16 protein-coding genes are annotated in these 26,525 nt (G+C 63.1%); 9 read left to right on the top strand and 7 right to left on the bottom strand.

Translation table 11 applies throughout. The features are described 5' to 3' along the window. Positions 1-16: 16 nt before the first annotated feature. The 4 genes from HDE77_RS03290 to HDE77_RS03275 form a co-directional block, all read right to left on the bottom strand. On the bottom strand, positions 17-3,799 hold the full coding sequence (locus HDE77_RS03290) for a translocation/assembly module TamB domain-containing protein (RefSeq protein WP_184415735.1): 3,783 nt from the start codon (positions 3,797-3,799) through the stop codon (positions 17-19). Between the two features lie 10 nt (positions 3,800-3,809). After that, the gene (locus tag HDE77_RS03285; RefSeq protein WP_184415734.1) at positions 3,810-5,573 is read right to left on the bottom strand and encodes an autotransporter assembly complex family protein; all 1,764 of its coding nucleotides are present in this window, start codon (positions 5,571-5,573) and stop codon (positions 3,810-3,812) included. Positions 5,574-5,839: 266 nt separating this feature from the next. After that, on the bottom strand, positions 5,840-8,470 hold the full coding sequence (locus HDE77_RS03280; protein WP_184415733.1) for a glycosyltransferase family 2 protein: 2,631 nt from the start codon (positions 8,468-8,470) through the stop codon (positions 5,840-5,842). Between the two features lie 243 nt (positions 8,471-8,713). After that, complete coding sequence (locus tag HDE77_RS03275; protein WP_184415732.1) at positions 8,714-9,181, bottom strand: Dps family protein; 468 nt, start codon at positions 9,179-9,181, stop codon at positions 8,714-8,716. Between the two features lie 191 nt (positions 9,182-9,372). Between HDE77_RS03275 and hrpA the strand changes: the two genes are divergently transcribed. Continuing rightward, positions 9,373-13,596 (top strand): ATP-dependent RNA helicase HrpA, encoded by a 4,224-nt coding sequence (gene hrpA / locus HDE77_RS03270; RefSeq protein ID WP_184415731.1) that lies wholly within the window; start codon positions 9,373-9,375, stop codon positions 13,594-13,596. 9 nt (positions 13,597-13,605) lie between these two features. On the opposite strand, the gene HDE77_RS03265 is transcribed toward hrpA, so the two are convergent. Next, on the bottom strand, positions 13,606-14,091 hold the full coding sequence (locus tag HDE77_RS03265; RefSeq protein WP_184415730.1) for a hypothetical protein: 486 nt from the start codon (positions 14,089-14,091) through the stop codon (positions 13,606-13,608). 371 nt (positions 14,092-14,462) lie between these two features. Between HDE77_RS03265 and HDE77_RS03260 the strand changes: the two genes are divergently transcribed. The 5 genes from HDE77_RS03260 (at position 14,463) to HDE77_RS03240 (ending at position 22,264) form a co-directional block, all read left to right on the top strand. Next, a complete protein-coding gene (locus HDE77_RS03260; RefSeq protein WP_184415729.1) occupies positions 14,463-16,589 on the top strand; it encodes a bifunctional (p)ppGpp synthetase/guanosine-3',5'-bis(diphosphate) 3'-pyrophosphohydrolase in 2,127 nt (708 codons plus the stop codon). A gap of 141 nt (positions 16,590-16,730) precedes the next feature. Continuing rightward, entirely contained in the window at positions 16,731-18,428 is a 1,698-nt protein-coding gene (locus HDE77_RS03255) for a hypothetical protein (protein ID WP_184415728.1), read from the top strand. A 7-nt stretch (positions 18,429-18,435) separates the two neighbouring features. Next, the gene (locus HDE77_RS03250) at positions 18,436-19,275 is read left to right on the top strand and encodes an NAD-dependent epimerase/dehydratase family protein (protein ID WP_184415727.1); all 840 of its coding nucleotides are present in this window, start codon (positions 18,436-18,438) and stop codon (positions 19,273-19,275) included. Between the two features lie 113 nt (positions 19,276-19,388). After that, positions 19,389-21,725, top strand: coding sequence for a penicillin-binding protein 1B (gene mrcB / locus HDE77_RS03245; protein ID WP_184415726.1), 2,337 nt, complete (start codon positions 19,389-19,391; stop codon positions 21,723-21,725). Between the two features lie 2 nt (positions 21,726-21,727). Then, entirely contained in the window at positions 21,728-22,264 is a 537-nt protein-coding gene (locus tag HDE77_RS03240; RefSeq protein WP_184415725.1) for a tetratricopeptide repeat protein, read from the top strand. A gap of 114 nt (positions 22,265-22,378) precedes the next feature. Here the strand turns inward: HDE77_RS03240 and HDE77_RS03235 are convergent, their stop codons facing one another. Further along, positions 22,379-22,765 carry an MAPEG family protein gene (locus HDE77_RS03235; protein ID WP_184415724.1) on the bottom strand — a complete coding sequence of 129 codons (387 nt, stop codon included), beginning with the start codon at positions 22,763-22,765 and terminating at the stop codon, positions 22,379-22,381. 100 nt (positions 22,766-22,865) lie between these two features. Between HDE77_RS03235 and HDE77_RS03230 the strand changes: the two genes are divergently transcribed. From HDE77_RS03230 to HDE77_RS03220, 3 genes are read left to right on the top strand one after another with little or no spacing between them, the layout of a single operon-like run. Next, a complete protein-coding gene (locus tag HDE77_RS03230) occupies positions 22,866-24,854 on the top strand; it encodes an ATP-dependent DNA helicase (RefSeq protein ID WP_184415723.1) in 1,989 nt (662 codons plus the stop codon). Positions 24,855-24,865: 11 nt separating this feature from the next. Beyond that, entirely contained in the window at positions 24,866-25,234 is a 369-nt protein-coding gene (locus HDE77_RS03225) for a VOC family protein (protein ID WP_184415722.1), read from the top strand. Positions 25,235-25,287: 53 nt separating this feature from the next. Beyond that, entirely contained in the window at positions 25,288-25,680 is a 393-nt protein-coding gene (locus tag HDE77_RS03220) for a DUF4440 domain-containing protein (protein WP_184415721.1), read from the top strand. Positions 25,681-25,716: 36 nt separating this feature from the next. Here the strand turns inward: HDE77_RS03220 and lepB are convergent, their stop codons facing one another. Then, positions 25,717-26,391, bottom strand: coding sequence for a signal peptidase I (gene lepB / locus HDE77_RS03215; RefSeq protein WP_184415720.1), 675 nt, complete (start codon positions 26,389-26,391; stop codon positions 25,717-25,719). Positions 26,392-26,525 lie beyond the last annotated feature (134 nt).

The raw sequence follows: 26,525 nt of genomic DNA, 5'->3' as shown, positions 1-26,525 counted from the left end.
AACGGGACAGGAGAGCTTATTTCTCGTATCGGTAATTCAGGCTGGCGCGGCTGAAGTCGGTGGCATTCTCTGCCTCAAAGTTCCAGCGCTTGGTAAATCGATAGCGCAGGGTGACTACCTGACCGGACTGGAACAAGCCGACGCCATAGCTCAGGTAAAGCCGTGGCGAGAGATATTTACCGACTGTGAATGCGGAGTTGCCGCCCAGCGCATCGCTGCTGGCAACGCCTACATCGTCCATGCCGATTTTCGTGCCGATACTTTTCGCCAGCCGGTTGCCAGCTGCCGAGCCCAATGCCTGCGCGGCGGCACCGACCATATTGCCCTCGCCACCTTTTGCCTGTGAAAGTGGCTTGCCGGTGACCAGGTAAGCCAATGCGTCGGATTGTTCCATCGGGGGATTGGAGAAGACATTCAGCACAGGGCGCTCGGCGGTACCCGTAATCTGCAGGCCGACACGCTGGCCATCGTCGACGGTGGCGTTGGGATTGAGTTTACGTTCGGCGCGAATGCTCAGGCCCGGGTTTTCGATAGGGGTGCTGGCGAACAGGAGTTGACCCTGTTCGATGTTCAAATCGTTGCCATAGGCTTTGTAAGTGCCGGCCACGCTGACCTGCCCCTGACCGGTCGTGTAACGGCCCGGTCTTTCGTCGACCGTGAGTACGCCCGTGAGATAGCCATCCAAACCCTTGCCGACGAGATGGGTATGTGAGCCGAGATCGACCTTCACCGATGCGGTTATCGGGAGAATGGATCTACCCGCGACCGGCTGCGGACGATCGACTACCACCACATCGGGCGAGGCTTTTCCAACGTCGCCGCCTGTCATCTTGTCCACATTGACGTCGGCGCTGTCGAGTAGCACGGAGCCCGTGGCATTGATGGCTTGTGCGTCACGGCGAATGAGAATGTCCGGTGACGCCACGACCTTGGCCGCGGGGATATCCACCACAGTGAAGTTCTGACCCTTGAGGGTGAGGGTGCTTTGTGCGCCCTTGTTCAAATCGGCTATGCCGTTGATGGCGAGTGAACCTTTTCCGGATTGCACGTTGCCAGTGATTCGCAGTTGCTGGGCGCCGCTCGCGCCGATGATGAGACGACCTTGCGCAAGCTTGAGTCCGAGGTCCGGCACTTCAGCGGCAAAGTTCTCCACTCCGGCCTGTCCGGTCACTGCCGGTTGAACGAGCGTGCCGCCCAGGCGGAAGTTTCCATCGAGCTGACCTTTTACTTTCGCCACGCGGGGTGTCAGCAACTCGACAAAGGCGAGGCTATCAAGATGCAGGTTGATCTGGCCATCCAATAACTGTTGCGCACCGTTGATGCCGAGTTGCCCATCGAGACGACCGCTGCCGTTTAGATTGGCGTGGACGGCCATTCGTTGGCTCAGGGGACTCAGGTCTGCTGTCAGGGCGAGGTTGCCATAGGTCAGCATCGGCTGGTCCGGCTGATCCAGGTAGGTGACGCTGCCGCTCGATGAGGTGATCGAGGCGTTGCCGTTGAGGCTGCCCGTTGCACTGCGCTGCAATTTGCCGTTGCCCTCCAGGATGCCGTCGGCACGCAAGGGCAGGTCCGATGTTGCGACGGCGCTCATGACCAGCGCCAGCGGAACCGCATGCAGACGATAGTTTGCGTTGAGGCTGCCGGCTTTGTCGCGCAACCCGCTCACGCAAAGCAGGGGTTCGCCGGCGGTGAGGCAAAGTTCGCTGAGGTTCGCGACGCCGTTGTTCCAGCTAAGCCGCGAGGGTTGCTGCAGGTGCCAGCGCGGTAAGCCTTGCACGTCCAGCGTGAGAGTCGAGAGCGTGCCGTTCCAGGCAGAGCCCTTGAGAGATCCGTTGAGCGCGAGATCCGCTGACAACGGTTGTCCTTGCAGCGTCAATGACAAATGATGTTGTGCCGCATTGCCAGACCCGTTCAGGTGCACGTCCCGAAAAACAAGGCCATCCACGTCGACGCCGGTTGCGACGAGATCGAGTTTTCCACCGGGTGCACTGATATCCGGGATGCTGGCCTGCAGATGCAACTCGCCGATCTTCTGCGATTGCCAGACGATCGATTGACCTTGCAGGGTTCCATCCACGGCAAGTCTCGGCAGCTTGCCGCGAATATTGAATTTGCCACTCAGAGCCCCTTGGGTCTCGGGCAGGAAATCATTCAACGTGGCAATTGCCAGCGTGACATCCGCATTGTTGCTGTCACCGGGTTTTGCCTTGAGCTGCACGCTGCTGCCGCCGGAGGCCAGATTGAGGGTACCGTCGACAACGCGATTCGGCGAAAGATGAAGCTGACCGTTGCCGTGCACTGCGCGACGCAGCCACTGGCCTTCGAGTTTGCGCAGTTCGAGTGTGACATCCGGTCCGCTACTGGCCAGGATGCCCTTGGTCGAAAAGTCAGTGTTCAAGGAGCCCTGCCATCCAAACAGCAACTGGCCGGGATCGAATTGATGGGTGACTGCCTGGAACTGCCATGCCAGCTGCGGTTGCAGAATGAGTGTGCCGCTGGCATCGAGATCACCCTGGGGTTGCTGCAGCTTCAGCGTGTGCAGAAGGATCTGTTGCGGCGTTCCATCCAGGTTCAACGCGAGTTTCGCCAGTTTCCGCGGGGGGCCGATGTCGACATCGCCTTCGGCGTGATACTGCTTCGCGCTGCCTTTGACAGTCAGGTTGCCGTGACTGTCCAGCTCCTGGCCCACCAGGTCGGCGGGCAGTTCGAGATCCTTCCATGCAATGCCCAGATCAGCGCTGATCGGCCTTGCATCCAGCTGGATCGTGCCTGATGCATTCACGCTCCCCTTGATTTGTGGCGAAGCCACGGACAGTTGTTGCAGCGTCAGCGTTTTTAAATCATCGTCGAAGCGCGCCTGCAACGGTTGCAGCAAGAGGTGGTAGGCGTTGAGATCAATCGAACCGTTCAAAGCGCCACTTCGACGGTCGCCGCTGCCGTGTACATCCAGCGCCACATTTTCAAGTGCACTGGCACCGATGAGTGGTGCAGGGTTGAAGGGCGAGACATCGAGTTTCCCGGTCCAGGCAAAGTCGTTGCGCTGATCCATGTCGAGGTACAGATGGGCGACGACAGGTTGCGCCAGGGTGAGCTCGATGTTGGCCAGCCGTCCATCGCTTTGCACCGCGAGCGTGCCGGCATAGACGTTGTCGCCGATTTTCCATGTGGCTGCGGCATGGCCCTTGCCGCGATAGTCTTTACCGATGCCGATCTGCCCGTCGAGGCTGACGTGACCTTCGGCTGCATCGAGGGCGAGTCGGTTCACGGCGACTCCGACATCGGTCCAATGGCCAGCCAGATCGAGACGGGTAGAGGCGAAGAGCATTTGACCGTCTTGAGTGATTGTCGTTGGGCCGACATGCACCTGATCCAGTACCAGCGCTATGGGTGGCTTCAACGAGAAGCCGGAGTTCGATGTTTCTTCAGGCGAAGGCTTGGGCAGGGCCACATCGGCCCGTTCCACATCCAGTCTCAGTACGTGCAGCTGTTTGTGCAGCAAGGCCCACGGGCTCAGATCCAGCTGTGCTCTGCTGATGTTCACCACGGTGCCCTGACCATCGTCGTAGTGCAGGCCGGCAACTTCGAGCGGACCGATCAACCGACCTTGTGCTTGCCGTATTTGCAGTGCTCCATGAGTCAGACCTTCGGCGCGCGCCAGTGCAAAGCGGAGCCCGGAAGCACTGCAAAGCAGCCAGTAGATGCTGGCTGCGAGCAAGACCAGGACGACTACGATGGCGGCACCCAACCAGCGCAACCACCGATAACGTGGGCGAGAGACAGTCTCGGGAGTGGTAGTCATGTCAGCTCCCTCACAGATCGGGCCCGATCACCAGGTGCAGCTCCAGACCATGGCGTTGCGAGTCGTTGACCGGCGTACCGACGTCGACGCGTACCAGGCCAACCGGCGAACGCCAGCGTACGCCCAGACCGGTGCCGATGCGCGGGGTAAAGGTGGTCCCGTCGAACGCGTTGCCGGCATCCACGAAGACGGCCATGCCCCATTGTTGGGTGAAGTAGTGCTCGACCTCGCTGCTGGCGACGATCAGGTTGTTGCCGCCGATGACGCGGCCATAGGCATTTTCCGGTCCGATCGACTGGTAACTGTAGCCACGGACGGAGTTGTCGCCACCCGCGAAGAAGCGCAGTTGTGGTGGCAGCGCGGAAAAATCATCGGTCCAGATGTGGCCGATGCTGGCGCGCAGGATTAGCCGGTTATTTCCGGCGAATCCGCGGATCCACTTTGCGTCTGCGGTCAGCTGGCTGAAGCTGGCGCTGGAGATCAGGTCGTCCAGCGTTGTGCGCGCGTTGAAGCTGAGCGACCAGCCGCGTTGCACGAAATTGAAATTGTCCGCCTGTTTGCGCGTGAGCGAGCCCTCGGCATACACCAGCGTGCTGGCGCCATGTGCGACACCGGGCGTACTTTCCGGCTCATCCGGGCGTTTACCCACATCGAACGTGCCGGATATGGCATGCAGACCCACGGTGCGCACCCAGTTATGCCACAGCGCCGTTTCGTTGGCGGTCAGTTCGAAGGTACGCGATTGGGATGTGTCGGTATCCGAATCGCGATAGCTGGCGCCGTAGTTGAAACTGCGCTGGTTGTCGCCGGGTAGAGGGATGGAGTAGACCGTAGATACCGTCTTCAACCTTTGCGCGACGACGATTTCATTTTTCCATTTGTGCCCACGCCGGTTGATCCAGCGCATTTCAATGCCGCCGCGTACGCCATAACCGGTATCGGTGCCGAGAAAGAGGCCGCCGGTGTAGATGGTGCGTTTGGCCGGTGCCAGCTGTACGTTGACATCGACCGTGCCGTTGCTGGCGTTGTCGACGTCAGGCATGACGTTCACGATCGAAAAGTAATCGGCGCCATTCAACGCCTGCTGCAAGAGCAACAATTTCGCCTGGTCGAAATAGTCGCCGGGCTTGAACGGTATATAGCGCTTCAGAAAGCCTTCGCGGAACTGGGAACCCTCGAAATGCACCTGACCGAAGTGGTAGCGCCGGCCAAGCTCCCATGCCAGATGAATCGTCGCCGTGTGCTGGGCGCTGTGCACTTCGACGCGGTGCACGAGCAGCCTCGCATCGAGAAAGCCATTGGCAGTCAGCGCGCCACTCAGCGTATCGCGTGCACGATCGTAGGCGCCGTCGTCGAGCTGTTGGCCGTTGAGTTGTTCGACGGCGCGGCGTGCCTGACGGACAGGCTTCAGGTCCGAGGCCGATTTATCCAGCTCGATATCGACCGAAGTCACCATTACGGGTTGTCCGGTCACCACATGCAGGGAGACGTGCCAGTCCTTGCCGACTTGTTCAAGTTTGCCGGTGACACTGGCGTCGTAGTAACCGTAGGGTTCCAGCGAGGTCCTCACCTGTGCCTCGGCATTTGCGTAGAGCCGACGCACTTGCGCCTCGCTGGCATCGCGATTGGCGTATTGCGAGAGATCGACGCCGGCGACAACGGCTGCCTTGAGTGGATCCTCCACGCCATCCACGACCAGCTGCACGCCGGCATGGGCCCATGCCGGGATCAGCAGCAGCGGCAACAGGCATAGGCGGCGTCGCGATCGGCGCATGCGCTGGGGTTCCATCCTCATCAGGGTATCGCCCGATAACGTGCACCGCCGTGCAGGTTATCGCAAGCGTAGCTTTACGAATTCGAGGTGGCTGATGCATTTCGATTTGCTCCTCCCCCTGCTTGCCCCGAAGGAGGGACTCCCTTCGGTCGCAGGGGGAGGTTGGGAGGGGATTCAGCTTTTGATCTTTGAGCGAAGGGCGACCCCACCCCAACCCTCCCCTGCAAGCAGGGGAGGGAGCAAGTCAGAGCCAGGGGGAGTGCCGATCAGCCGGCCTTGTCGCCCGCTTTGTGCGCAATCCACGCGCCGATCACCGCTGAGACGTACGGGATCGACTGCGCGGCGAGGATGAAGATCCACAATGTGCCTTCGATATAGCGGGTGCCGTAACCCAGCGCCATGCCGACGATGCACAGCGCCAGTGCGATCGCCATCAGTCCTTCCTCGCGCACCGGCGCAAACGCGGCGAAATTGCTGCCGCCCAGACGCCGACTCTTGGCGGTCACCACGAACGAGGTCTTCTCGCGGGTCAGCCCATGCAGGATGCCGCGCGCGATCGCGTGACTGAGTCCCATGCTGGCCAGCGACGCCATCAAGGTGTCGTACCAGCTGCACGGCACGCGGGCACGGTACAGCACGATGCCGAAGATCGCCTTCGCGAAGAAGAATCCGATCACCGGGATCAGGAACAGCTGCATCGGCAGGCTGAACAGCTGCGGGTACGCGACCATGCCGGCGGTCCAGAAGATCGCCATCAGCGTAAAGATCAGGTGCAGCGCATCGGCGAACCAGCTGAACCAGCCGGTGAGGAAGTGGAAGCGCTGGCCACCCGACAGCGGGCCCGGCTTGGTCATCCAGCTCCAGCGGCCTTTCAGGATCTGCATCGCGCCGAACGCCCAGCGATAGCGCTGGCTCTTGTACGCTTTGAAGTCCGCGGGGGTGAGACCCTTGCCCATCAGTTCATCGACATAGACCAGGTCGTAACCGGCATGCATCAGGCGCAGGCCGAGTTCGGCGTCTTCGCAGATCGTCCACTCCGACCAGCCACCGGTGCCTTCCAGGGCCGAGCGGCGCACCATCGTCATGGTGCCGTGCTGAATGATCGCGTTGCGCTCGTTGCGATGGTGCATGCCGATGCGGAAGAAGCCGTCGTACTCCCACGCCGTCATCCGGCGGAACGTGTTGTGCTCGAACTCGCGATGCGCCTGCGGGCACTGCACCACGGCGACCTTCGGATCATGGAAGTGGCCGGTGAGGGTAGCCAGCCAGTCGGCACGCACTTCGTAATCGGCGTCGATCACCGCGACCACATCGGCGCGCGGGTCGGTTTCCTTCAGGCCGAAGTTCAGTGCGCCGGCCTTGTAACCCGGCCACGGTTCCAGATGGAAGAAGCGGAAGTGCTTGCCGAGTTTTTCGCAGTATTCCTGCACCGGCTTCCACACCGCCGGATCCTTGGTGTTGTTGTCGATCACCAGCACTTCGTAGTTCGCGTAATCGAGCGCGGCCAGCGAATCGAGCGTGATGATCACCATTTCCGGCGGTTCGTTGTAGCAGGCCAGATGGATCGACACGAACGGCTGCTTTTCCGGCGGATCGGGCGTCAGCATGCTGGCATGGCGCACCCATTCGCGTCGCCACAGCACTTCGGTGAATTCGAAGCCGTTGATCAGCAGGATCGACAGGATCGCGATCTGCGCCGGGAACAACAGCACCAGCATGGTCCAGTCGACCCAACTCAGATAGAAGTTGAACGGCAGTGTGGCCGACCAGGTGATCAAGCCGCAGGCGAGCTGGATCAGCGCGCAGAAGAAAAAGCGGCCCATCAGCTTGAAGCGGCTGAAGCTGCGTGCGAACCAGATCATCGGGAACAGCGCCAGCAGGCTCGCTGCAATGGCCTTCCACGGCCATGCGGTGTCTTCTGTCACCGGGCCGACGAACGGGAACTTCGGCTGACGGTCGGCGTTGAACATGCCCCAGTAAGCGCCAGTGCGACCTTCGCCGAGGTCTTCCTTCCACGGCTGGTCGAACGCTTCGAGCAGGTAGTAGTCGATGTTTTCAGCTTTGGCCGCGTTGAGCCATTCGCGGATGAAGATCGCTTCGTTGGAGACCGAGGGATCGGCATATTCGTGACGATCGCCATTCGACGGCCAACCGATTTCGCCGACTACGACCGGCTTGTTCGGGAAGCGTTGCCGGATCGCGTGATAGGAGCCCAGCGCTGCATTCAATGCTGCGTTGCGTTGCGCGGGATCGCGGGCATTGACGACGACCGGTATGCCATTCCAGAAGGGGAACAAGTGGATGGTGATGAAGTCCACATGCTCGGCAAGTTCGGGATACTTGAGCCAGATGTAATCGGGCTCGGCGATCGACACCGGCTGGTGCAGCGCTGCGCGCACGCGATCGAGATAGACCATCATCTGCTCGGGCGTGAGGTCGTTGCGGAACAAGGTCTCGTTGCCCACGATCACCCGGTTGATCGTGCCCGGGTACTGCCGCGCCATCGCGATCAGCGTGGAGATCTCTTTCTCATTGTTGTCCAGCCGTTTGTCGATCTCGGCACCAGCCATTACCTTCAGGCCGTCTTTTTCTGCCAGCCGATACAGTTGCGGGTTCTGCTGCATCGTGTAGGTGCGCACATTACCGGTGTACTTGCGCAGCAACTTCAGATCGTCGTCGATCTGCTGGTCATTCGGGAAATCCTGCTTGAATGGGCTCTGGTAGCGCTGGAATACCGACAGCGAGAAGCCGCTGATGTTGCCGTGCCAGTCGTCAGGGCCATGCGGCAGGTTGCCCCACCACCACAGACCGATGTTCATGGCGGCCACGACCAGCGCAAGCACCAGGGCAGTGAGCAGGGGATATCGGCTGTCTTGGTTTACTGCGGTGGTGCTCAAAAAAATCCCCGGGGGAAGCCTGCGCAACAGGCGGTGGAGCCTGAGGAGCTTAACCAATGCAAGGCCGTGGGCTCAACCAAAAGCGTCAGTAGCTTTCAGTGCGAGGTCAGGCGCGGGCGGGAATGGCCGAGATTCGAGGACGATCTGCGCGCTGGGACCGGTCCCGGTGGCTGGCGGCAAAACGGCGCCAGCTTGCGCTGGCACCGTCTGTTTCATCCGGGTGGGGAACATGCCTTGGCGTGCTTACCTGAGCAGCGAGCGGAGCATCCAGGCGGTTTTCTCATGTTCCTTCAGGCGGCCGGTGACCATGTCGGCGGTGCCTTCGTCGCCGGCAGCGTCGGCGGCCTTGATGGTTCCGCGGGCGGTGTGCGCGGCGATTTCGTGGCCTTCGACCAGCTGGTTCACCATTTCCTTCCACTCCGGCACGCCGGCCTCTTCCTTGATCGAGGTGAGCTTGCCGAACTGGCTGTAGGAGCCCGGGGCGAACACATCGAGCGTGCGGATGCGCTCGGCGACTTCGTCAGCGGCCAGCCACAGCTCGTTGTATTGGGTTTCGAACATGGTGTGCAGGCTGTTGAACTGCGGCCCGGTGATGTTCCAGTGAAAGCTGTGCGTCTTCAGGTACAGCGAATAGGTATCGGCCAGCAACTTGGACAGGTGCTTGGCGACCTGTTCGCGATCCTTCTTGGCGATACCGATGGAAATGGCCATGTGTTGATCCTTACCTGTGGTTGAGGGGTGCCTTGGGGTAAACAGTAGTGGCTGGGCGTACCGCTTTGGAAATGAATCCTGCCGATGCTGGTGATAGCCGGCGGCTATCGGTTCGGCCCGCTGGCGAACGGTTGCCGGATGAGTCAATGAGTCAGCGGCTATCATGTGCGGCCCGATCAACCGATGTCTCCATGCCCGCTCCCGAAGCCACCGCTGACACTCGCATTCGCTCGTTGCGCAACGCGCTGGATTCGGTATCCAGTCGCGATTTCGGTCGCCTGCTGGGGCGCTGGCGCGTGCTGTCACGTCGACCTGACGAAGCCAAGCTGGCGAAGCTGGTTGCCGATATCGAGCGCTCCGCCGCCGCGCGGCAGGCCCGGGTTGCTGCGAAACCGGCCATCCGACTGGACGAATCGCTGCCGATCAGCGCGCGCGCCGACGACATCATCGACTTGATCCGCAAGCATCAAATAGTAGTGATCGCCGGTGAGACCGGCTCGGGCAAGACCACCCAGCTGCCGAAGCTGTGCCTCGCCGCCGGTCGCGGCGAGGCCGGCATGATCGGCTGCACCCAGCCGCGCCGGTTGGCTGCGCGTTCGGTGGCGCGCCGCGTCGCCGAGGAGCTTGGCAGCCAGGTCGGCGACGTGGTGGGTTTCCAGGTGCGCTTCAACGACCAGGTGTCCGAGCGCAGCCTGATCAAGTTCATGACCGACGGCATCCTGCTCGCCGAGACGCAGGGCGATCCCTGGCTGTCGAGCTACGACACCATCATCATCGACGAGGCGCACGAACGCAGCCTCAATATCGATTTCCTGCTCGGCTATCTCAAGCGGTTGGCAGTGAAGCGACCGGAGCTGAAGATCATCGTCACCTCGGCGACGATCGACACGGCGCGTTTTGCCGAGCACTTCGACGGTGCTCCGGTGGTTGCGGTGGAAGGACGTGCGTTTCCGGTGGAAGTGCGTTGGCGCTCACTGGATGCTGTCGCACCTGCAGGAGCGCGCCCTGTGCGCGATGGATCTTCGTCGGTGCCGCAGAAAGAGCATCGCGCACAGGGTGCGCTCCAACAGAGGGCGCGCGATGCGTTTCAGGAAGGCAGTGCCGAACATATCGCTGCCGTGCTGGATGAAATCAGCCACGACGATCCCCGCGGCGACGTACTGATTTTCCTGCCTGGCGAACGCGAGATCCGCGACGCCCATCTGCTGCTGTCGCGGCGGCAGTATCGCGAAACGGAAATCATGCCGCTGTACGCGCGGCTGTCCGCTGGCGATCAGGATCGCGTGTTCAAGCCCGGTATCAAGCGCCGCGTCGTGCTGGCGACCAATGTGGCGGAGACCTCACTGACGGTACCGCGCATTCGCTATGTGATCGACACCGGCACGGCGCGGGTGAAGCGTTACAGCCAGCGCAGCCAGCTCGAACGATTGCACGTTGAGCCGATTTCGCAGGCCGCGGCCGACCAGCGCAAGGGACGCTGTGGCCGAGTGGCGGCGGGCATCTGCTATCGGTTGTATGACGAGGCCGACTACACCAGCCGCGCCGCCTATACCGATCCGGAATTACTGCGCTCGTCACTGGCCAACGTGATCCTGCGCATGCTGGCGCTGCAGCTTGGCGAGGTGGAGGATTTTCCGTTTCTGGAAGCGCCCGATCCGCGGGTGGTGGCGGATGGCTACCGGCGTTTGGCGGAAATTTCGGCAATCGACGAGACGCGCAAACTCACCGCGATCGGCCGCGTGCTCGCACGACTGCCGATCGACGTGCAGCTGGCGCGGATGCTGGTCGAGGGCGAAAAGCTGCACAGTTTGCGCGAGCTGCTGACCATCGTCAGCTTCCTCAGCGTGCAGGATCCACGCGAACGCCCCTCCGACGCGCGTCAGCAGGCGGATGCGGCACATGCCGCTTTTGCTGACCCGAAATCCGACTTCGTCGGTGTGCTGAATCTGTGGCGCGAGTACCACACCGCGCACGAGGAGCTGACCCAATCGAAGTTGCGCGATTGGTGTTCAAGGCATTTTCTCAGCTTCATGCGCATGCGCGAATGGCGCGAGCTGCATCGGCAGTTGCTGCTTGTGGTGCAAGAGCTGGGCTGGCGGCATGACGTTGTCGCGACGCCCCCAGCTGTTGCCCCCTCACCCCAGCGGGGAGAGGCTTGGGGTGAGCGGGCAGGCTCGCGCAGCACCGCACGCACTGCTCCTCCCCCTGCTCGCAAGGGGAGGTTGGAAGGGGATGATGCTCTTGGCGCGGCGAAGAGCACCCCACCCCAACCCTCCCCTGCAAGCAGGGGAGGGAGCAAAGCGACTTCCGGCGAGCACCGGACCCTCGCCCCAGCCCTCTCCCCACCGGGGAGAGGTGGCGACTCGGCCTCGGGTAGTGAGGCTGATCGCCTGTACGAAGGCGTCCACCGCAGCCTGCTCGCGGGCCTGCCGACCCAGGTCGGACGCAAGGACGAGAAGGGCGTCTACCTCAGCACCCGTGAGCGCAAGTTCCACGTATTTCCCGGCTCGGCGCTGTCCAAGGCACTGCCGGCCTGGGTGTTTTCCGCGCAGATCCTCGATGTGGGCGGGCGCGTGTGGGGCATGATGAATGCGCGGATCGAGCCGTTGTGGATCGAACAGCAGGCAGCGCACTTGCTGCGTGCCAACTGCCGTGATGCGCATTGGTCGAAGAAGCGCGGCGCGGTCGTGGCCTACGAGCAGGTCAGCCTGTTCGGGCTGGTCCTGGTCGAGAAGCGGCCGGTGACGTTCCAGCAACAGGATTCTCCGTTGGCACATGCGATCTTCCTGCGCGAGGCACTAACTCGTGGCGACATCGATACCCGCGTCGACTTCGTGCGCGCAAACCAGCGCGTGCTGGAGGAGGCGCGCGGCATCGAGGCGAAGCAGCGCCGCGAAGGCCTGATCCGTCACGAAGACGAACTGGTCGCGTTCTTCGAAGGCAAGCTGCCCGAGGAAATCGCCAGCGTTCGCGCGCTGGAAGCGTGGTATCGCAAGACGCGTCCTGCCGAACAGGCCGCATTGCGCTGGTCGCTGGACGACGTGATGGCCGGCGGCGCCGGGCTGGATGCGAACGCATTTCCGGCAACGTTGGAGTTTGCCAATCACCGCTACCGACTCGAATACCGCTTCATGCCCGGCGACGAGGCCGACGGCGTGACCCTGCACCTGCCGTTGGCCATGCTGAATGCCTTGCCGACAGCTCGCTGCGAATGGTTGGTGCCCGGCTTGCTGGGCGAGAAAGTGGCCGAGCTGATCCGCGGCTTGCCGAAATCGCTGAGGCGAAATTTTGTGCCGGCACCGGACTTCGCGCGTGCGTTTGTCGAGGCCGAGTCCCCGCGTGACGAACCGCTGGCGAAGACCTTGGCCGCGTTCCTGAAACGTGCCACCGGCGTCGAAGTGGCAGCGGCCGAATTCGCCGCGGTCGACTTGCCGGCGCATTTCCACATGCGCTACCGGCTGCATGACGAGCAGGGCAAGACACTAGCCAGCGGACGCGACCTGATCGCATTGCGCCGCCAGTGGGAAGGCCAGGCGCGCGAGGCGTTCTCGCGCAAGACGGATATCGAGCTGACCCGCGAGGACGTGACGAGTTGGGACTTGGCGGAGATTCCGGCGCAGGTGCGTTCCGACAGCGGTTTGCTGGCGTTCCCGGCGCTGGTCGATCTGGGTGAGACGGTGGCGCTGCGTGTGTTCGAGCGCGCCGATGAGGCGCACGACGCTCACTCGCAAGGCGTGGTGCGGCTGCTGCGCAATGCGCTGGCGAGCGACGCCAAGCAAGCGCGGCGGCGGTTGCCGATCAGCAACCCGCTGGCCCTGAAGTACGCACCGCTGGGCGGCGTGGATGGCCTGCGTGAGGATCTGCTCGAAGGTGGCTTCACCGATCTGCTCGAGCAACACGAACTGGACGTACGTACCGCTGGTGCGTTCGAGACGCTTCGCGCGCAGTGTTCGCGCGAGTTGTTCGGCGCCGGCGTCGAGCGCCTGAAGCTGGCCGAGCCGATCATTGAAGCGCAGGCGGAATTGAAGCCGTGGCTGCAGCCACCGTTGCTGGGGTTTGCGCGCGCCAGCTATGACGATCTGCGTGAGCAATGTGATGCGCTGCTCACGCCGGGTTTCCTGCGTGAACTGTCGCCGGCGCGGCTGGCGCATTACCCGCGTTATCTGAAAGCGATGCGCTTGCGGGCGGAGCGTCTGCGGCAGGATCCTGCGAAAGACCAGCAGCGGCTGCTGCAGGTCATCCCGTACTGGCGCGAGTATCTGAAACACCGTGCCGCTGGAACCAGCGCAGCGGATCTAGCCGAACTGCGCTGGTTGATCGAGGAATGGCGCGTGTCGCTATTCGCTCAGGAGCTGAAAACCGCCGAGCCGGTGTCGGCCAAGCGGCTGGCGAAGGCGCTGGCGGCGCTGTCGTGAATCAGCGGCTCACTGCTCGCGCAGGACGTGAATGCTGTCGTTGCAATCTTGCACGTACATCAGCCAGTTACCCAGCATCATCGGCTTGATCTTGACCCAGGGATTTTCCCTGGAAGGGCAGGACGTGCTGCCCGAATCGGCCTGTCTCCACACCTGGCCATTGTCAAGCTTGAACTCGGTACTGCCGCCCCAGCCATCGAAATGCCCGACGATATGGGCATCGATCCTGCTACGCGACGCCTTTTCCGGATAGAACACCGGCTTGCCCGTCGCGGTGACGACCTTGGTGGTGACTTTGGGATGCGCGCTCAGCCACTGATCGAGGCTCTGCAATTCCTGTGGTGACAGCTTGTCCAGGCCGGCGGCCTTGAACTCGTCGCTGGTCATGCGCTGCTGCAACCCGGGCGCCGGCGCTTCTTGTGCGTGCACGGACAGGCAGCACAGCGGTAGCGCGAGCAAGGTCGACAGGAGCAGGTGACGTGGGCGAATCATCATGGGGGTGAATCCTCTGGGCGCGGCGGACCGCAGGCTGTAATGGGCAACGATAGTGTTGGGTGAGGACGGGAGTGATGGCGTAGTGCACGATTCTGCGCGGTAACCGGCCTCCAAGCCAAGCTCGCCTTGTTTCTCGCGGAAGCATATCCGCAAGCCCGGTCGCCGGCTCTGCGCCTCCCCCTGCTAGCAGGGGGAGGTTGGGAGGGGGTAAAGCTCTCACTGCGGCCAAGAGCACCCCTCCCCAACCCTCCCCTGCAAGCAGGGGAGGGGGCAGTGCATAGATGTGCGCAGTGCGCAGGTTGGGTTGAGCGGAGCTGCGCCAAGATTTTGGACAGGCTTTACTATGGCCGTCTGTAAAGGATCCACGCACCATGGCCCAAGCCGCCAAACCCTCCAGCCTGCTGCAATGGCGCGATCGTGCCGGTGTGCTGTCGCCACTGCTGGCCGAGGCCGTGCAGGCATGCACGTTGCATCCGGTGCCCGAGGCCGAGTGCTGCGATGTACTGGACCTGCTGGACATGCTTGGCTGCGATGCGCAGACCCAGGCTGCGGCGCTATGGTTTGAATTGGCGCGCGTCGATCCCCCATTGTGGACGGCGCAGGGCACCAGGCTTCCCGCGGAGCTGCAACGCCTGGTCGGTGGCCAGCAGGCGGCCGAGCAGGTGTGGGCGTTGCATGCGCAGCGAGCGCCCGAGGGTGCGGCCGAAGGTCTGCGCCGATTGCTGCTGGCCATCGTGCGAGATCTGCGCGTGGTGTTTGTGTTGCTCGCGCGACAGCTGGCGCGAATGCGCTCGGCAGCGGCGCTGCCAGCGGAGCAGAGCGCCGCGCTGGCGCGACTGACCCGCGACATCCATGCGCCGCTGGCGAACCGGCTGGGCATCTGGCAGTTGAAATGGGAACTCGAGGATCTGGCGTTCCGCTACCTGCAGCCGGATGTCTACAAGCGCATCGCCAGGCTGTTGGACGAACGGCGTGCCGATCGCGAAGGTTTCATCCGCGATGCGCTGGACGAGTTGCAGCAGGCACTCGCCGCGGCCAGCATCCATGCCGAGCTCGCCGGGCGGCCCAAGCACATCTATTCGATCTGGAAGAAGATGCAGCGCAAGTCGCTGGATTTTTCCGATCTGTACGACATCCGCGCGGTGCGCGTGCTGGTCGACAATGTGACCGATTGCTATGCCGCGCTCGGCGTCGTGCATGCGCGCTGGCCGCATCTGCCGGGCGAGTTCGACGACTACATCGCCCGACCCAAGGCCAACGGTTACCGCTCGCTTCATACGGCCGTACTGGGGCCAGCCGGCAGGACGCTGGAAGTGCAGATCCGCACGCACGAGATGCATCGCGCGAACGAGCTGGGTGTGGCCGCGCACTGGCGTTACAAGGAAGGCGGCAGCGGCGATGCCGAGTTCGAGGCGAAGATCGCCTGGATGCGCAAACTGCTGGAGCCACGTGGCGAAGACGACAATGCGCTGGCTGCCGACCTGCACACCGAGCTGCTGGAAGATCGCGTCTACCTGCTCACCCCCAAGGGCGAAGTCTTCGATCTGGCACGCGGCGCGACCGTGCTGGATTTTGCCTACCTGATACATACCGAAGTCGGTCATCGCTGCCGTGGCGCCAAGGTCAACGGTCGCATCGTGCCGCTGACGTTTCAGCCGCAAAGTGGCGATCGGGTGGAAATCCTCACCACCAAGGTGGCCGATCCCAGCCGCGACTGGCTGTCGCCTCATCATGGCTATCTGCACACCGCGCGGGCGCGCGACAAAGTGCGTGCGTGGTTTCGGCGGATCGCCCATGACACCAATCTGGCGGTCGGTCGCAGCATGTTCGAGCGTGAACTGAAGCGATTGGCGCTGTCGACGGCGGACGTGGCGAAGCTGCCGGCGCACTTCCATCTGAAGAATCACGACGAACTGCTGGTGTCACTGGCGTTGGGTGAAATCACTCCCGGCCAGATCGCCCGCGTATTGCAGGAAGCCGCGCAGCCGCCGGAGATGACTCAGTCAGCGCCGCCGCTGGCTGCGCGGCCGGCCACTCTCGACCATGCTGCGCTCAGCATCGAGGGTATCGGCAACCTGCTGACCACGCTGGCGCGCTGTTGCCAGCCGTTGCCCGGGGACCCTGTCCGCGGCTTCATCACCAGGGGGCGCGGCGTGTCGGTACACCGCGCCGATTGCACCAGCCTGGCGCGGTTGGCACGACGCGATCCGGATCGGGTGATCGAAGTGACCTGGGGCAGCGCGGCCAGCCAGGCGTACGAGGTCGACATCGAAATCCGCGGCTACGACCGCAAGGGCTTGCAGAAGGATGTCACCAGCGTCATCAGCAACGCCGCCACCCACATCATTGCCTCGTCCAGCCGCATGTTCGCGCGCAGCGGCGAGGTGGAAATGCGTTTCACCCTGCGTGTACGTGATTTCGAGCAATTGTCGACCCTGCTCGGTAAATTGCACGCCCTGCCGAACGTGGTCGAGGCGCGGCGGCTGGGCGTCGGCTGACTGCCGGGCTGTTCTGCGGGCTGCGTTGCTGGGCCGGCCCTCCGCACCGGCTACGCCCAAGCTGAACGCCCGTGATTGCGGCGCAAAGCGCGGCCCCAGCCCAATGCTAAGCTGCATCAGTTGCTTTCAACGACATGGATTATGAGCGGACGCCGAGACCAGCACGAAGCGGATTCACACGGTCGCACCGAACCCACCCTGGGTGATCTCGATCACCTGGATGCGCCGCGCGTTCCATCCGATGACGGCTTGCCGCAGGTGACCGTCGAAGCGCGCCATTCCCGTCCAGCGACGGCGGTGCCAAGGTCACGCGACAGTCGGCGTGGCTGGCTGATTCCGCTACTGCTATTGGTGTTGATCGGGTTGCTTGCCGGGGTCTGGTTCAATCAGAACCGCTTGCGCGGGATGTTGCCGCGTACCGAGTTGAACGATGTGCTGGGGCGCGCGCAGCAGGCATTGCAAGCCGGCCATCTGGACGGCCAGGACGGCACCAGCGCGCGTGAGCTGTTTCAGGCGGCGGTGGCATTGGAGCCTGACAACGACCGTGCCCACGACGGCTTGCGCCAAGTAGGCCAGGCCGAGTTGGCGCAAGCCGATGCGGCGCTGCAGGCGGGGCATCTCGATCAGGCGACGCAACAGGCAGCGGTGGCCCGCGAGCTACTCGGCGGCGGCAGCGACATCGACCGGCTGGATAGCGCCATCAGCAGCAAGCGTGCGGCGCAGGTACAGCCCACGGATCTGGTTGATCAGGCGCAGCAGGCGCTGGCCGCCGGCAAGCTGGACGGCCCGCGTGGCGCAGGCGCGCTGTACAAACGGATGCTGCAGGCCGACCCGGGTAACGCCGTGGCGGCTCACGGACTGGATCAGGTGGGCGACGCGTTGGCCGTGCAGGCGCACAAGGCATTCGATGCGAACGACCGGGCGACGGCGAACGCCAGTATCGAGCAGCTCGCCACACTGCAGCCCAACAACGGTGCGCTGCCGGCGCTGCGCGCCTTGCAGGCACAGGACCGCAAACTGGATAGCGACGCACTTGACGGTGCGCTGAGGCAGGGGCTGGACGCCCTGCGCGCTGGCCGCATCAGCGGTGATGGCGACGACACCGCGCTGGCTCATTTCAAAGCCGCGCTCGCACTCGATCCAGACAATTCGCAGGCCCGGGCTGGCCTCGGCCAGGTGGCGCAGGCATTGATCGTGCAGGCGAACGCGGCGATCGATGCCGACGATGCGACGCAAGCGACCAAGCTGCTGGATCAGGCTGCTGCGCTGGCGCCGAAATCGGCAGATCTCGCTGCTGCGCAGGCACGTCTGCACAGCAGCGCACGGCAAATACCCGCCGCAGCGCCGGCGCAGCAGGACGACGAAGTGGCGTCGGCAGCACCTGCCGCGCTGTCGCCGCAGCAAAGCGCCGCCGTAGCCCACCTGGTGCAGCGTGCGCAGGCCGCGGCTGCGCACGGCAACATCATGTTGCCGCCCGGCGACAGTGCCTATGACCTATATCGCAATGCGTTGTCCATCGACGGCAACAACGCGTCCGCCCTGCAGGGGCTGCAGGCGTTGCCCGCACAGGTCGAGCAACAGTTCAATCAGGCGCTGGCCCACGGCGACCTGGCGCAGGCCGGCGAGATGCGCGCCGACCTGTCCGATCTGGCGCCCGGCGATGCAGCACAAGTCGCGTTGAGCGGGCGATTGGTCACGGCCTGGCTTGATCAGGCTGAAAAGCAGCTGGCCAGCGGTGATCGCGTCGGCGCCAGCCAGTCGCTGGAGCAGGCACGCAAGTTGGCGCCAAATCAACCGCGCGTACTGGATCTGAGTGCGCGACTACAGGGCGGACCGTGAGCGTGATATGACGGTTCTGGTCCTTGGGGGAAGCAGTCAGATCGGTCACTTCCTGTTGCCGCGGCTTTCGGCCTGCGGTGAGCCGGTGATCGCGTTGAGTCGACACCCGCAGCCCGCACAATCCGGCGTGCAGTGGCTGCTGGGTGAACTGCCCGATGCCATGCCCGAGCTGCCTGCATTGTCGGCCATCATCAGCTTTGGTCCATTGCTGGCGTTTGCCGATTGGCTCGCGCGCAGTGCGTTGATCGACGCGCCGCGGGTCATTGCCACCAGCTCGATGAGCGCTGAAACCAAACGCGATTCCAGCATGCCCGCCGAGCGTGCAATCTCCCGCCAGTTGCGCGATGGCGAGGCGGCGCTGGCAGCAGCCTGCGCCCGTCATGGTTGCGCGTGGACGGTGCTGCGGCCGACCTTGATCTACGGTGCCGGGCTGGACAAGAGCCTGACGCCGATTGCCAGGCGTGCGATGCGCACGCGACTATTTCCGTTGCCGACCGGCAACGGCCTGCGCCAGCCCGTGCATGCAGACGATATTGCGCAGGCCGTCCTGGCCGCGCTGGAATGTTCGGCGGCTGCCGGACGGATTCTGCCGATCGGCGGCGGCGAGCGCCTGCCGGCCGGCGAGATGTTTGCGCGCGTGCGCCGCAGCCTGCCACAGGCTACGTTGCCGCTGCCCCTGCCGGCCTGGCTGTTGCGGCTCGGCCGTTACGCGCTGCCGCGGCTGCGCGGCCCGTTGAACCGGCTGGATGTCGATCTGGTTGCCGACAACGGCGAACTGCAGCGCTTGCTCGGCATCAGCCCACGACCGTTCCGGCCCGAGCCGACCGTGTGGAAACTGCCGGTGTAAGGGCGCAACCCGGCATAATGCCTGCGTTTTGCCACGGAACCGGCCCTTGCGTTCAGATGCCCGCCGGGTGGCAGGCCCTATGATCGGCCCACCTATTACCGGATTTCCCCACGTTGGACTTATTGACCCGTACCCGTTCGATCGCACGCGCCTGTTGGCCGTGGTTGCGCATCCCGTTCTGGATCGGCATGGGCCTGTTGTTCGGTTTCGTGCTGCCGTACTCGCTGGTGTTGAACAAGCGCGTGCAGGATCGCTTCAACGATCTGGTGTTTGCCGTGCCCACCCGTGTCTATGCGCGACCGCTGCCGCTGGCGGCCGGCACGCCGATGACGCCGGCCGCACTGGAGCTTGAGCTCACCTTTGCAGGCTACAGCGATGACGGCCACGGACAGGTGGCCGGCAGTTGGGTAAAGCAGGGTACGCGCTACCTGATTACCTCACGCGGATACGCCGGCCCCGATGGCGGCGAGCTGCCCAAACATATTCGCGTCACCCTGGGTAACGGCACGGTGCAGTCGGTGCAGGACATGGTCGGCGACAAAGCCATCGCGCTGACGCATCTGGATCCGGCGCGCATCGCCACGCTGTACGGCGCCAGTCAGGAAGAACGCCGCTTCGTGCATCTGGCCGATGTGCCGCCGCTGCTGTTGAGCGGTCTGCAGGCGGTCGAGGATCGTGATTTCAAACATCACATCGGTATCGATTTCAGCGCGATCATTCGCGCCGCATTCGCGAACCTGCGCGCCGGGCATACCGTGCAGGGTGGTTCCACGCTGACCCAGCAGCTCGTGCGCAACCTGTTCCTGAGCCGCGACCAGAACTTCACGCGCAAGATCAATGAAGCACTGATGTCGATGCTCCTCGAGGCGCACTACAGCAAGGGACGTATCCTCGAGGCCTACGTCAACGATGTCTTCCTCGGACAGCAGGGTGACCAGGCCATACGTGGTTTTGCAGCGGCGTCCGAGTTCTACTTCGGCCGTCGCATGGAGGATCTGCGGCCGCAGGAAATCGCACTGCTGGTCGGCATGGTGAAAGGGCCCAGCTACTACGATCCGCGCCGCGCGCCGGATCGCGCACTGACCCGGCGCAACCTCGTGCTGCAAGAGTTTGCCGATACCGGCCTGCTCGACGCCGCGCAGGCCAGCAGCGCTCAGGCTGCCCCGCTGGACGTCATCAACAACGGTCAGTTGCCGCATGATCGCTTCCCCGCGTTTCTGCAACTGGTGCGCACGCAGATCACCGCCGATTTCGACGAACAGTCGCTGCGGGATGGCAACCTGTCCGTCTTCACCACGCTCGATCCGGCCGCCCAGCTGTATACCGAACAGGCGATCACCACGGCGCTGCAAAGCCTCGGCAAGCGCGGCGATGCGGTGCAGGCAGCAGGTGTGGTGACCGATGCGCAAACCGGCAGTGTGCTGGCGGTGGTCGGCAGCAAGATTCCCGGCGACCAGGGCTTCAATCGCGCGCTGGATGCACGCCGGCCGATCGGTTCGCTGGTAAAGCCCTTCGTCTATCTGGTGGCACTGACGCAACCGGAGCGCTGGAATCTTTCCAGCCTGCTCGACGACAGCCCGGTCAGCATGCGCCAGCCAGACGGCAGCATGTGGACGCCGCACAACGATGACAACCAGAGCCATGGCCAGTTGCCGATGGTCGATGCGTTGGCGCATTCGTGGAACCTGGCCACGATTCATCTGGGTCTTGAAGTGGGTTTGCCGCGGATCCAGGCGTTCCTGAAATCGTTTGGCCTGGACAATGTGAGCCCCAGCCCATCGCTGCTGATTGGCGCACTCGATCTGGCCCCGCTACAGGTAGCGCAGCTTTACCAATACCTGGCTGCGGACGGTCACGCGTTGCCGCTGGTGGCAGTGCGCGGCGTTGTCGACGGCAACGGCCGCACCATCAAGCGTTATCAGGTACAGAGTGGCAACGGTGAATACCAGAGCGCGGTGCGGCTGGTGACGTGGGCCATGCAGCAGGTGGCACTGACCGGCACCGCCCATGCGATTGGCGATTCGAACCTGAAGTGGTTGCATGCCGCCGGCAAGACCGGTACCAGCAACGATTTGCGGGACAGCTGGTTTGCCGGCTTTACCGGCGAACATCTGGCGGTGTTCTGGATCGGCCGCGACGACAACAAGCCGACCACCCTGTTCGGTGCCGATGGTGGGTTGCGCGCATGGCGCGAGTTGTTCGCCAAGCTGCCTACGCAGGCGCTGCCCACCACCGTGGCAGACGGGCTGGAAATGGCGTGGATCAATCCGACCGATGGCAAGCGCACCGAATCGCAATGCGAAGGCGCGCGGCAGTTTCCGGTCGTCGCCGGCACGCTTTCGGCGGATACCGAAGGTTGTTTTCTGCAGAGTCTGTTCGGCGGCAGCGCGCCGTCCTCTGCTGCCAGTACGCCGTCGCCCCCCAACCCCGATACCCCGATCCGGAATTGATCATGTTGCATTTTCTCAAGCGTTTTTCCGTCCTGCCTGTGCTGGTTGTCTTCGCCCTGCTTGGTGCGTGCAGTCTGTTTGCTCCGGAGCCGCCGGCCCCGGTCAAGCCCGCGGTCGTGCCGGATCACGACATGATCGCGGCGATCCGCACGGCAGGTGATCGCGAGAAGTCCGTCATCAGCGTCAATCCGCTGCGTGACCCCGGCGTCACCCTGTTGCAGGACAACGCGCAAAATGACGAGCAAGCCGGTCATTACGCCGATGCTGCCGCCAAGCTCGATCAGGCCATCAAGCTCAGTCCGGATTCGCCCGACCTGCTGCAGGATCGCGCAGAAATCGCAGTACGACTGAAGGACTATACGACGGCCGAAAAGCTCGCTCATCAATCGTGGTCGATCGGTCCCAAGCTTGGGCCGCTATGCGCGCGCAACTGGCAGACCATCGTGGAGATGCGTCTGCAAGCTGGCGATGCGCCGGGCGCCGACACCGCCCGCAAGTGGGTGCAGCAGTGCCACAAGGCCGGTATTGAGCGCTATTGAGCGCCTTGTGTAGGTTGGGGTGAGCACTGCGATGCCCAACTTCCCCGTTGCCGAGAAGTTTCGTTGGGCATCGCTGCGCTCACCCCAACCTACGGCCTCTGGTTTAACGCTGCTTCAAAACAGCGCTGCCAGCAGCAACACGATGCCGACAATGCTCGTCGCCCAGATCAAAGTGCGCAGGTAGGGAATACCTGCGGCATAGACCGGGACATATACAATTCGCGCCCAGAAGTAGAGCTGCGCTCCCAGGATGGTCATGGCGTCGTGGCGCTGCAGCAGCTGGGCGGCCAACACAACGGCGACGAAGATCGGAAAGGTCTCGAGAAAATTGGCACGTGCGCGATCCAGCCGGGCGACTACACCAGTGAGAGGTGGCGTCGTATCCCGTGCGCTGACAGCCCAGCCAAGGCCTCGTTGGCCCGTGGAAAAAGTCGCGGCAATCAGAATCTGCACCAGCCCCAGTACAACGCTCCAGACCAGCATGTTCAATTCGGTAGTCATGATCCGCCCCCTCGATGTGGTGGTGGCATGGTGAACTATCCAAATCGCCCATGCCAGCGTAACGGTTTGCCACGCGTCGGCACTGGGCGATACTGCGTGGATGACCAGCTCCAATAACACGCGTCCGCACACCACCTGGCCCGATGACACCCAGCCGGATGACATCGGTACGCTGCTCGGCGCCGATGGCCCGTTTGCCCGCGAACTGCCGAACTTTGCACCGCGCGAGGCGCAGCAGCTGATGGCGCGGGCAGTGCAGCAGGCCATCGCCGGGCGCGAGACGCTGATTGCGGAAGCCGGCACCGGTACCGGCAAGACCTTTGCGTACCTGGTACCGGCGCTGTTGTCGGGTGAACGGGTGATCATCTCCACCGGCACCAAGACGCTGCAGGATCAGCTGTATTTCCGCGATCTGCCGAAAGTGAGCTCGGTGCTAGGTACGCGTGTGAAGGCAGCACTGTTGAAGGGCCGCGCGAATTACCTGTGTCTCTATCGGCTCGACCAGACGGTGCGCGAAGGCGCCACCTTCGATCGAATCCAGGCGGCGCAGCTGGCGACGATCCGCGCGTGGTCGGCACGCACGCGGCGCGGCGACCGGATGGAACTGGCCGAAGTGCCCGAGGAGTCGCCATTATGGCCACGCGTCACCTCCACGCCCGAAAATTGCCTGGGCGTGGAGTGTCCGTTCTTCGACGACTGCCATGTGGTGAAGGCTCGCCGCGAGGCGCAGGAGGCCGACATCGTGGTGGTGAACCACCATTTGCTGTTTGCGGACCTCGCTCTCAAGCAGGAAGGCTTCGGCGAAATCCTGCCGGGTGCTTCAGCGTTCATCCTTGACGAGGCGCACCAGATTCCCGAGCTGGCGGGGCAGTTTTTTTCGCAGAGCGTCAGCGCGCGTCAGTTGACCGAGCTGGCGCAGGATGCGCTGACTGAATGCACCGGCATCACCGGCGCGATCGGCTTGTTGCTGGAGCCAGTGGAGGCGCTACAGGATGCGGCGCGCCGGCTGCGACTGGCGATGGATACGTTGCCGCAACGTGGCGCATTTCAGCAACTGGAGGAACGCGCCGGCGTGAGCGAAGCGCTGCGTGATCTGCGCGAGTTGCTGGTCACGCTGACCGAACTGCTTGCCTCACAGGCAGAGCGCTCGCGCGGCTTCGCGAACCTGCACGAGCGCGCTGGCCTGTTTGCCGATCGACTGGATCGCATCGTCGAAGGGCGCGGCGATCGCGACGTGCGCTGGTACGAACACTATCCACGCGGCTTCGCGTTGTATGCCACGCCGCTGGATCTGGCCGCGCCGATGCGCACATTGCGCGAGCATACGCAGGCCGCCTGGATTCATACCTCGGCAACATTGTCGGTAGCAGGTGACTTTGGCCACTTCGCACGCCAGCTCGGGCTGGAAGATCCGCAGACGTTGAGCCTGGAAAGTCCTTTCGACTATGCACGCCAGGGCCTGTGCTATCTGCCGCCGCCGCTGCCTGATCCGAACGCCCGTGACTACACCGAAAAAGTGATCGAGGCCGTGTTGCCAGTGCTGCATGCATCGCGTGGTCGCGCGTTTCTATTGTTCACTTCGCATCGTGCGCTGCGGCGTGCCGCCGAGTTGCTGCAGGACAAGGTGCCATGGCCGCTGTTCGTGCAAGGCACCGCGCCACGACCGCGCCTGCTGGAAGAGTTTCGCGCGAGTGGTCACGGGGTGTTGCTCGGCGCGGCAAGTTTCTGGGAAGGCGTTGACGTGGTCGGCGAGTCGCTCAGCGTCGTGGTGATCGACAAACTTCCGTTCGCCGCGCCTGACGATCCGGTACTGATGGCGCGACTTGATGCGCTGGAGCAATCCGGGATCAATCCGTTCATGGGCTGGCAGGTGCCCAACGCCGTGATTGCGTTGAAGCAGGGAGCCGGCCGCTTGATCCGCGACGTGCACGATCGTGGAGTGTTGGTATTGTGCGATCCGCGGATTTCAAGTAAAGGCTATGGGCGGCTGTTTATGGCCAGTCTGCCGCCGATGCCGCGTACGCGCGAACTGGCTGACGTGCAGGCATTCTTTGACGAGACGAATACAACGACAATCACTACGGGTTGAGGAGACAGCAGATGGCCAAGGTCACGGGACTGGGCGGTATCTTCTTCAAGGCACGCGACCCTGCTGCACTCGGCGCGTGGTACGCGAAGCATCTAGGCCTGAATGTCGAGAAATGGGGCGGCGCCCGTTTCGAAGACAATGCGGGTAGTGCTGGCTACACGCTATGGTCACCGTTTGCCGCCGATACCGGCTATTTCGCGCCGAGCACCCAGCCATACATGATCAACTTTCGCGTCGACGATCTCGATGCCCTGCTGGCGCAATTGCGTGCTGACGGCATCCAGGTAGATGACCGTGTCGATGAAAGTGAATACGGCCGTTTCGGCTGGCTCATGGATCCGGAAGGCACACGTATCGAGCTGTGGCAGCCACCCGCGTAAACATGCGCGCCTCTATCTGGCCTGTCGCCTCGTGATTCCTGCAGGGGCGCGACATGGAACCTGATCTGTCCACTGCGCCCGAACTGCTCGGCGTACTCGAGCAGTTGCGCGAGCGCGAACCGATCTTCCATCGTCCCGAGTTCGGCACCACGCGTGCGGAGTTCGAACGCATGATGGAAGCAGATTTTTGGGAGGTGGGGGCGTCCGGTCGTCGTTACAGCAGGCAGTACGTCCTCGACGTGCTCGACACACGTCGCCACTCGTCCGATGAAGACGCGTGGGAAACCAGTGATTTTCATTGCCGCGAGTTGGCGGCGAATATCTTTCTGCTCACCTACACGCTGCTGCAGGGTCAGCGCCGCACCCGGCGCGCGACTATCTGGAGCCGTGCGTCAGGCGACTGGAAAATCGTGTTCCATCAGGGCACGGAAGTGGCGGACGCCTGAACGTCCGCCAAGAGTCCCGTGCAACGGACTGACTGGTCAGTCCAGCGCGGTGCCGAAGCGATGTTTCCGCGGCAGATAGTAATGATCCGGGTCCAGCGAAACGGCGACGTAGCGCGAACGTCCCACGATTTCATTGCGTGCAAAGAAACCCAGATAGCGCGAGTCCTTGCTGTTGTCGCGATTGTCGCCAAGCAGCAGGTAGTGGTCGGCCGGCACCATGACCGGCCCGTAATTGCTGGCTGGACTTGGCCAGTTCGCGGAAAGCCGCACGGCATGGCGCACATCGCCGAGCTGCTCAATGGCATAACGAGCGGGATCCTGCAGGTCGTCATGGATGCCGCTATAGGCGGCTGGCGCATAGCTCGATGCGTGGCCGTTGATGTAAAGCACGTTGTCGCGCATCGCCACTTCGTCACCGGGCAGGCCGATCACACGCTTCACCAGGCGCTCGTTGGCGGCTTGTGAATCAAGCACTACGATGTCCCCCCGTTTAGGGTCGGCCAGATGCATCAACGACACATGCGTGAAGGGCAGCCGCACATCGTAGGCCGCCTTGTCGACAAAAATGCGGTCGCCAATCTGGATCGTCGGCTGCATCGAGCCGGTCGGCACCACGTTCCAGTCGGCTACCGCGCTGCGGAACACGATCATGCACAGCATGAACGTAATAAAGCCCTTGTTGCGTGCCAGAAACCTGATCACGGTGCGCATGGAAACCCCTCCTGGAGGATCACATCGGTCCGACAGCGGAACGAGCGGATACCTGAAACAGGTTGACCGCGCCGACCCTGCGAAGTTGCACGGAGGAAGCCGGCGCCCGTCGGTACGGGCAGCGCAAGGCCATC

It is taken from the genome of Rhodanobacter sp. MP7CTX1, assembly GCF_014205795.1.
GTDB lineage: Bacteria > Pseudomonadota > Gammaproteobacteria > Xanthomonadales > Rhodanobacteraceae > Rhodanobacter.
Note: the sequence above shows the minus strand (reverse complement) of the source record. Positions and strands in the feature narration are given on the sequence as shown.

What these genes read in the sequence shown, in the direction of transcription:
- HDE77_RS03290 (WP_184415735.1), bottom strand. Translation starts at nt 3,799, where the DNA reads ATGACTACCACTCCCGAGACTGTCTCTCGCCCACGTTATCGGTGGTTG.
- HDE77_RS03285 (WP_184415734.1), bottom strand. Translation starts at nt 5,573, where the DNA reads ATGCGCCGATCGCGACGCCGCCTATGCCTGTTGCCGCTGCTGCTGATC.
- HDE77_RS03275 (WP_184415732.1), bottom strand. Translation starts at nt 9,181, where the DNA reads ATGGCCATTTCCATCGGTATCGCCAAGAAGGATCGCGAACAGGTCGCC.
- hrpA (WP_184415731.1), top strand. Translation starts at nt 9,373, where the DNA reads ATGCCCGCTCCCGAAGCCACCGCTGACACTCGCATTCGCTCGTTGCGC.
- HDE77_RS03265 (WP_184415730.1), bottom strand. Translation starts at nt 14,091, where the DNA reads ATGATGATTCGCCCACGTCACCTGCTCCTGTCGACCTTGCTCGCGCTA.
- HDE77_RS03260 (WP_184415729.1), top strand. Translation starts at nt 14,463, where the DNA reads ATGGCCCAAGCCGCCAAACCCTCCAGCCTGCTGCAATGGCGCGATCGT.
- HDE77_RS03255 (WP_184415728.1), top strand. Translation starts at nt 16,731, where the DNA reads ATGAGCGGACGCCGAGACCAGCACGAAGCGGATTCACACGGTCGCACC.
- HDE77_RS03250 (WP_184415727.1), top strand. Translation starts at nt 18,436, where the DNA reads ATGACGGTTCTGGTCCTTGGGGGAAGCAGTCAGATCGGTCACTTCCTG.
- HDE77_RS03240 (WP_184415725.1), top strand. Translation starts at nt 21,728, where the DNA reads ATGTTGCATTTTCTCAAGCGTTTTTCCGTCCTGCCTGTGCTGGTTGTC.
- HDE77_RS03235 (WP_184415724.1), bottom strand. Translation starts at nt 22,765, where the DNA reads ATGACTACCGAATTGAACATGCTGGTCTGGAGCGTTGTACTGGGGCTG.
- HDE77_RS03230 (WP_184415723.1), top strand. Translation starts at nt 22,866, where the DNA reads ATGACCAGCTCCAATAACACGCGTCCGCACACCACCTGGCCCGATGAC.
- HDE77_RS03225 (WP_184415722.1), top strand. Translation starts at nt 24,866, where the DNA reads ATGGCCAAGGTCACGGGACTGGGCGGTATCTTCTTCAAGGCACGCGAC.
- HDE77_RS03220 (WP_184415721.1), top strand. Translation starts at nt 25,288, where the DNA reads ATGGAACCTGATCTGTCCACTGCGCCCGAACTGCTCGGCGTACTCGAG.
- lepB (WP_184415720.1), bottom strand. Translation starts at nt 26,391, where the DNA reads ATGCGCACCGTGATCAGGTTTCTGGCACGCAACAAGGGCTTTATTACG.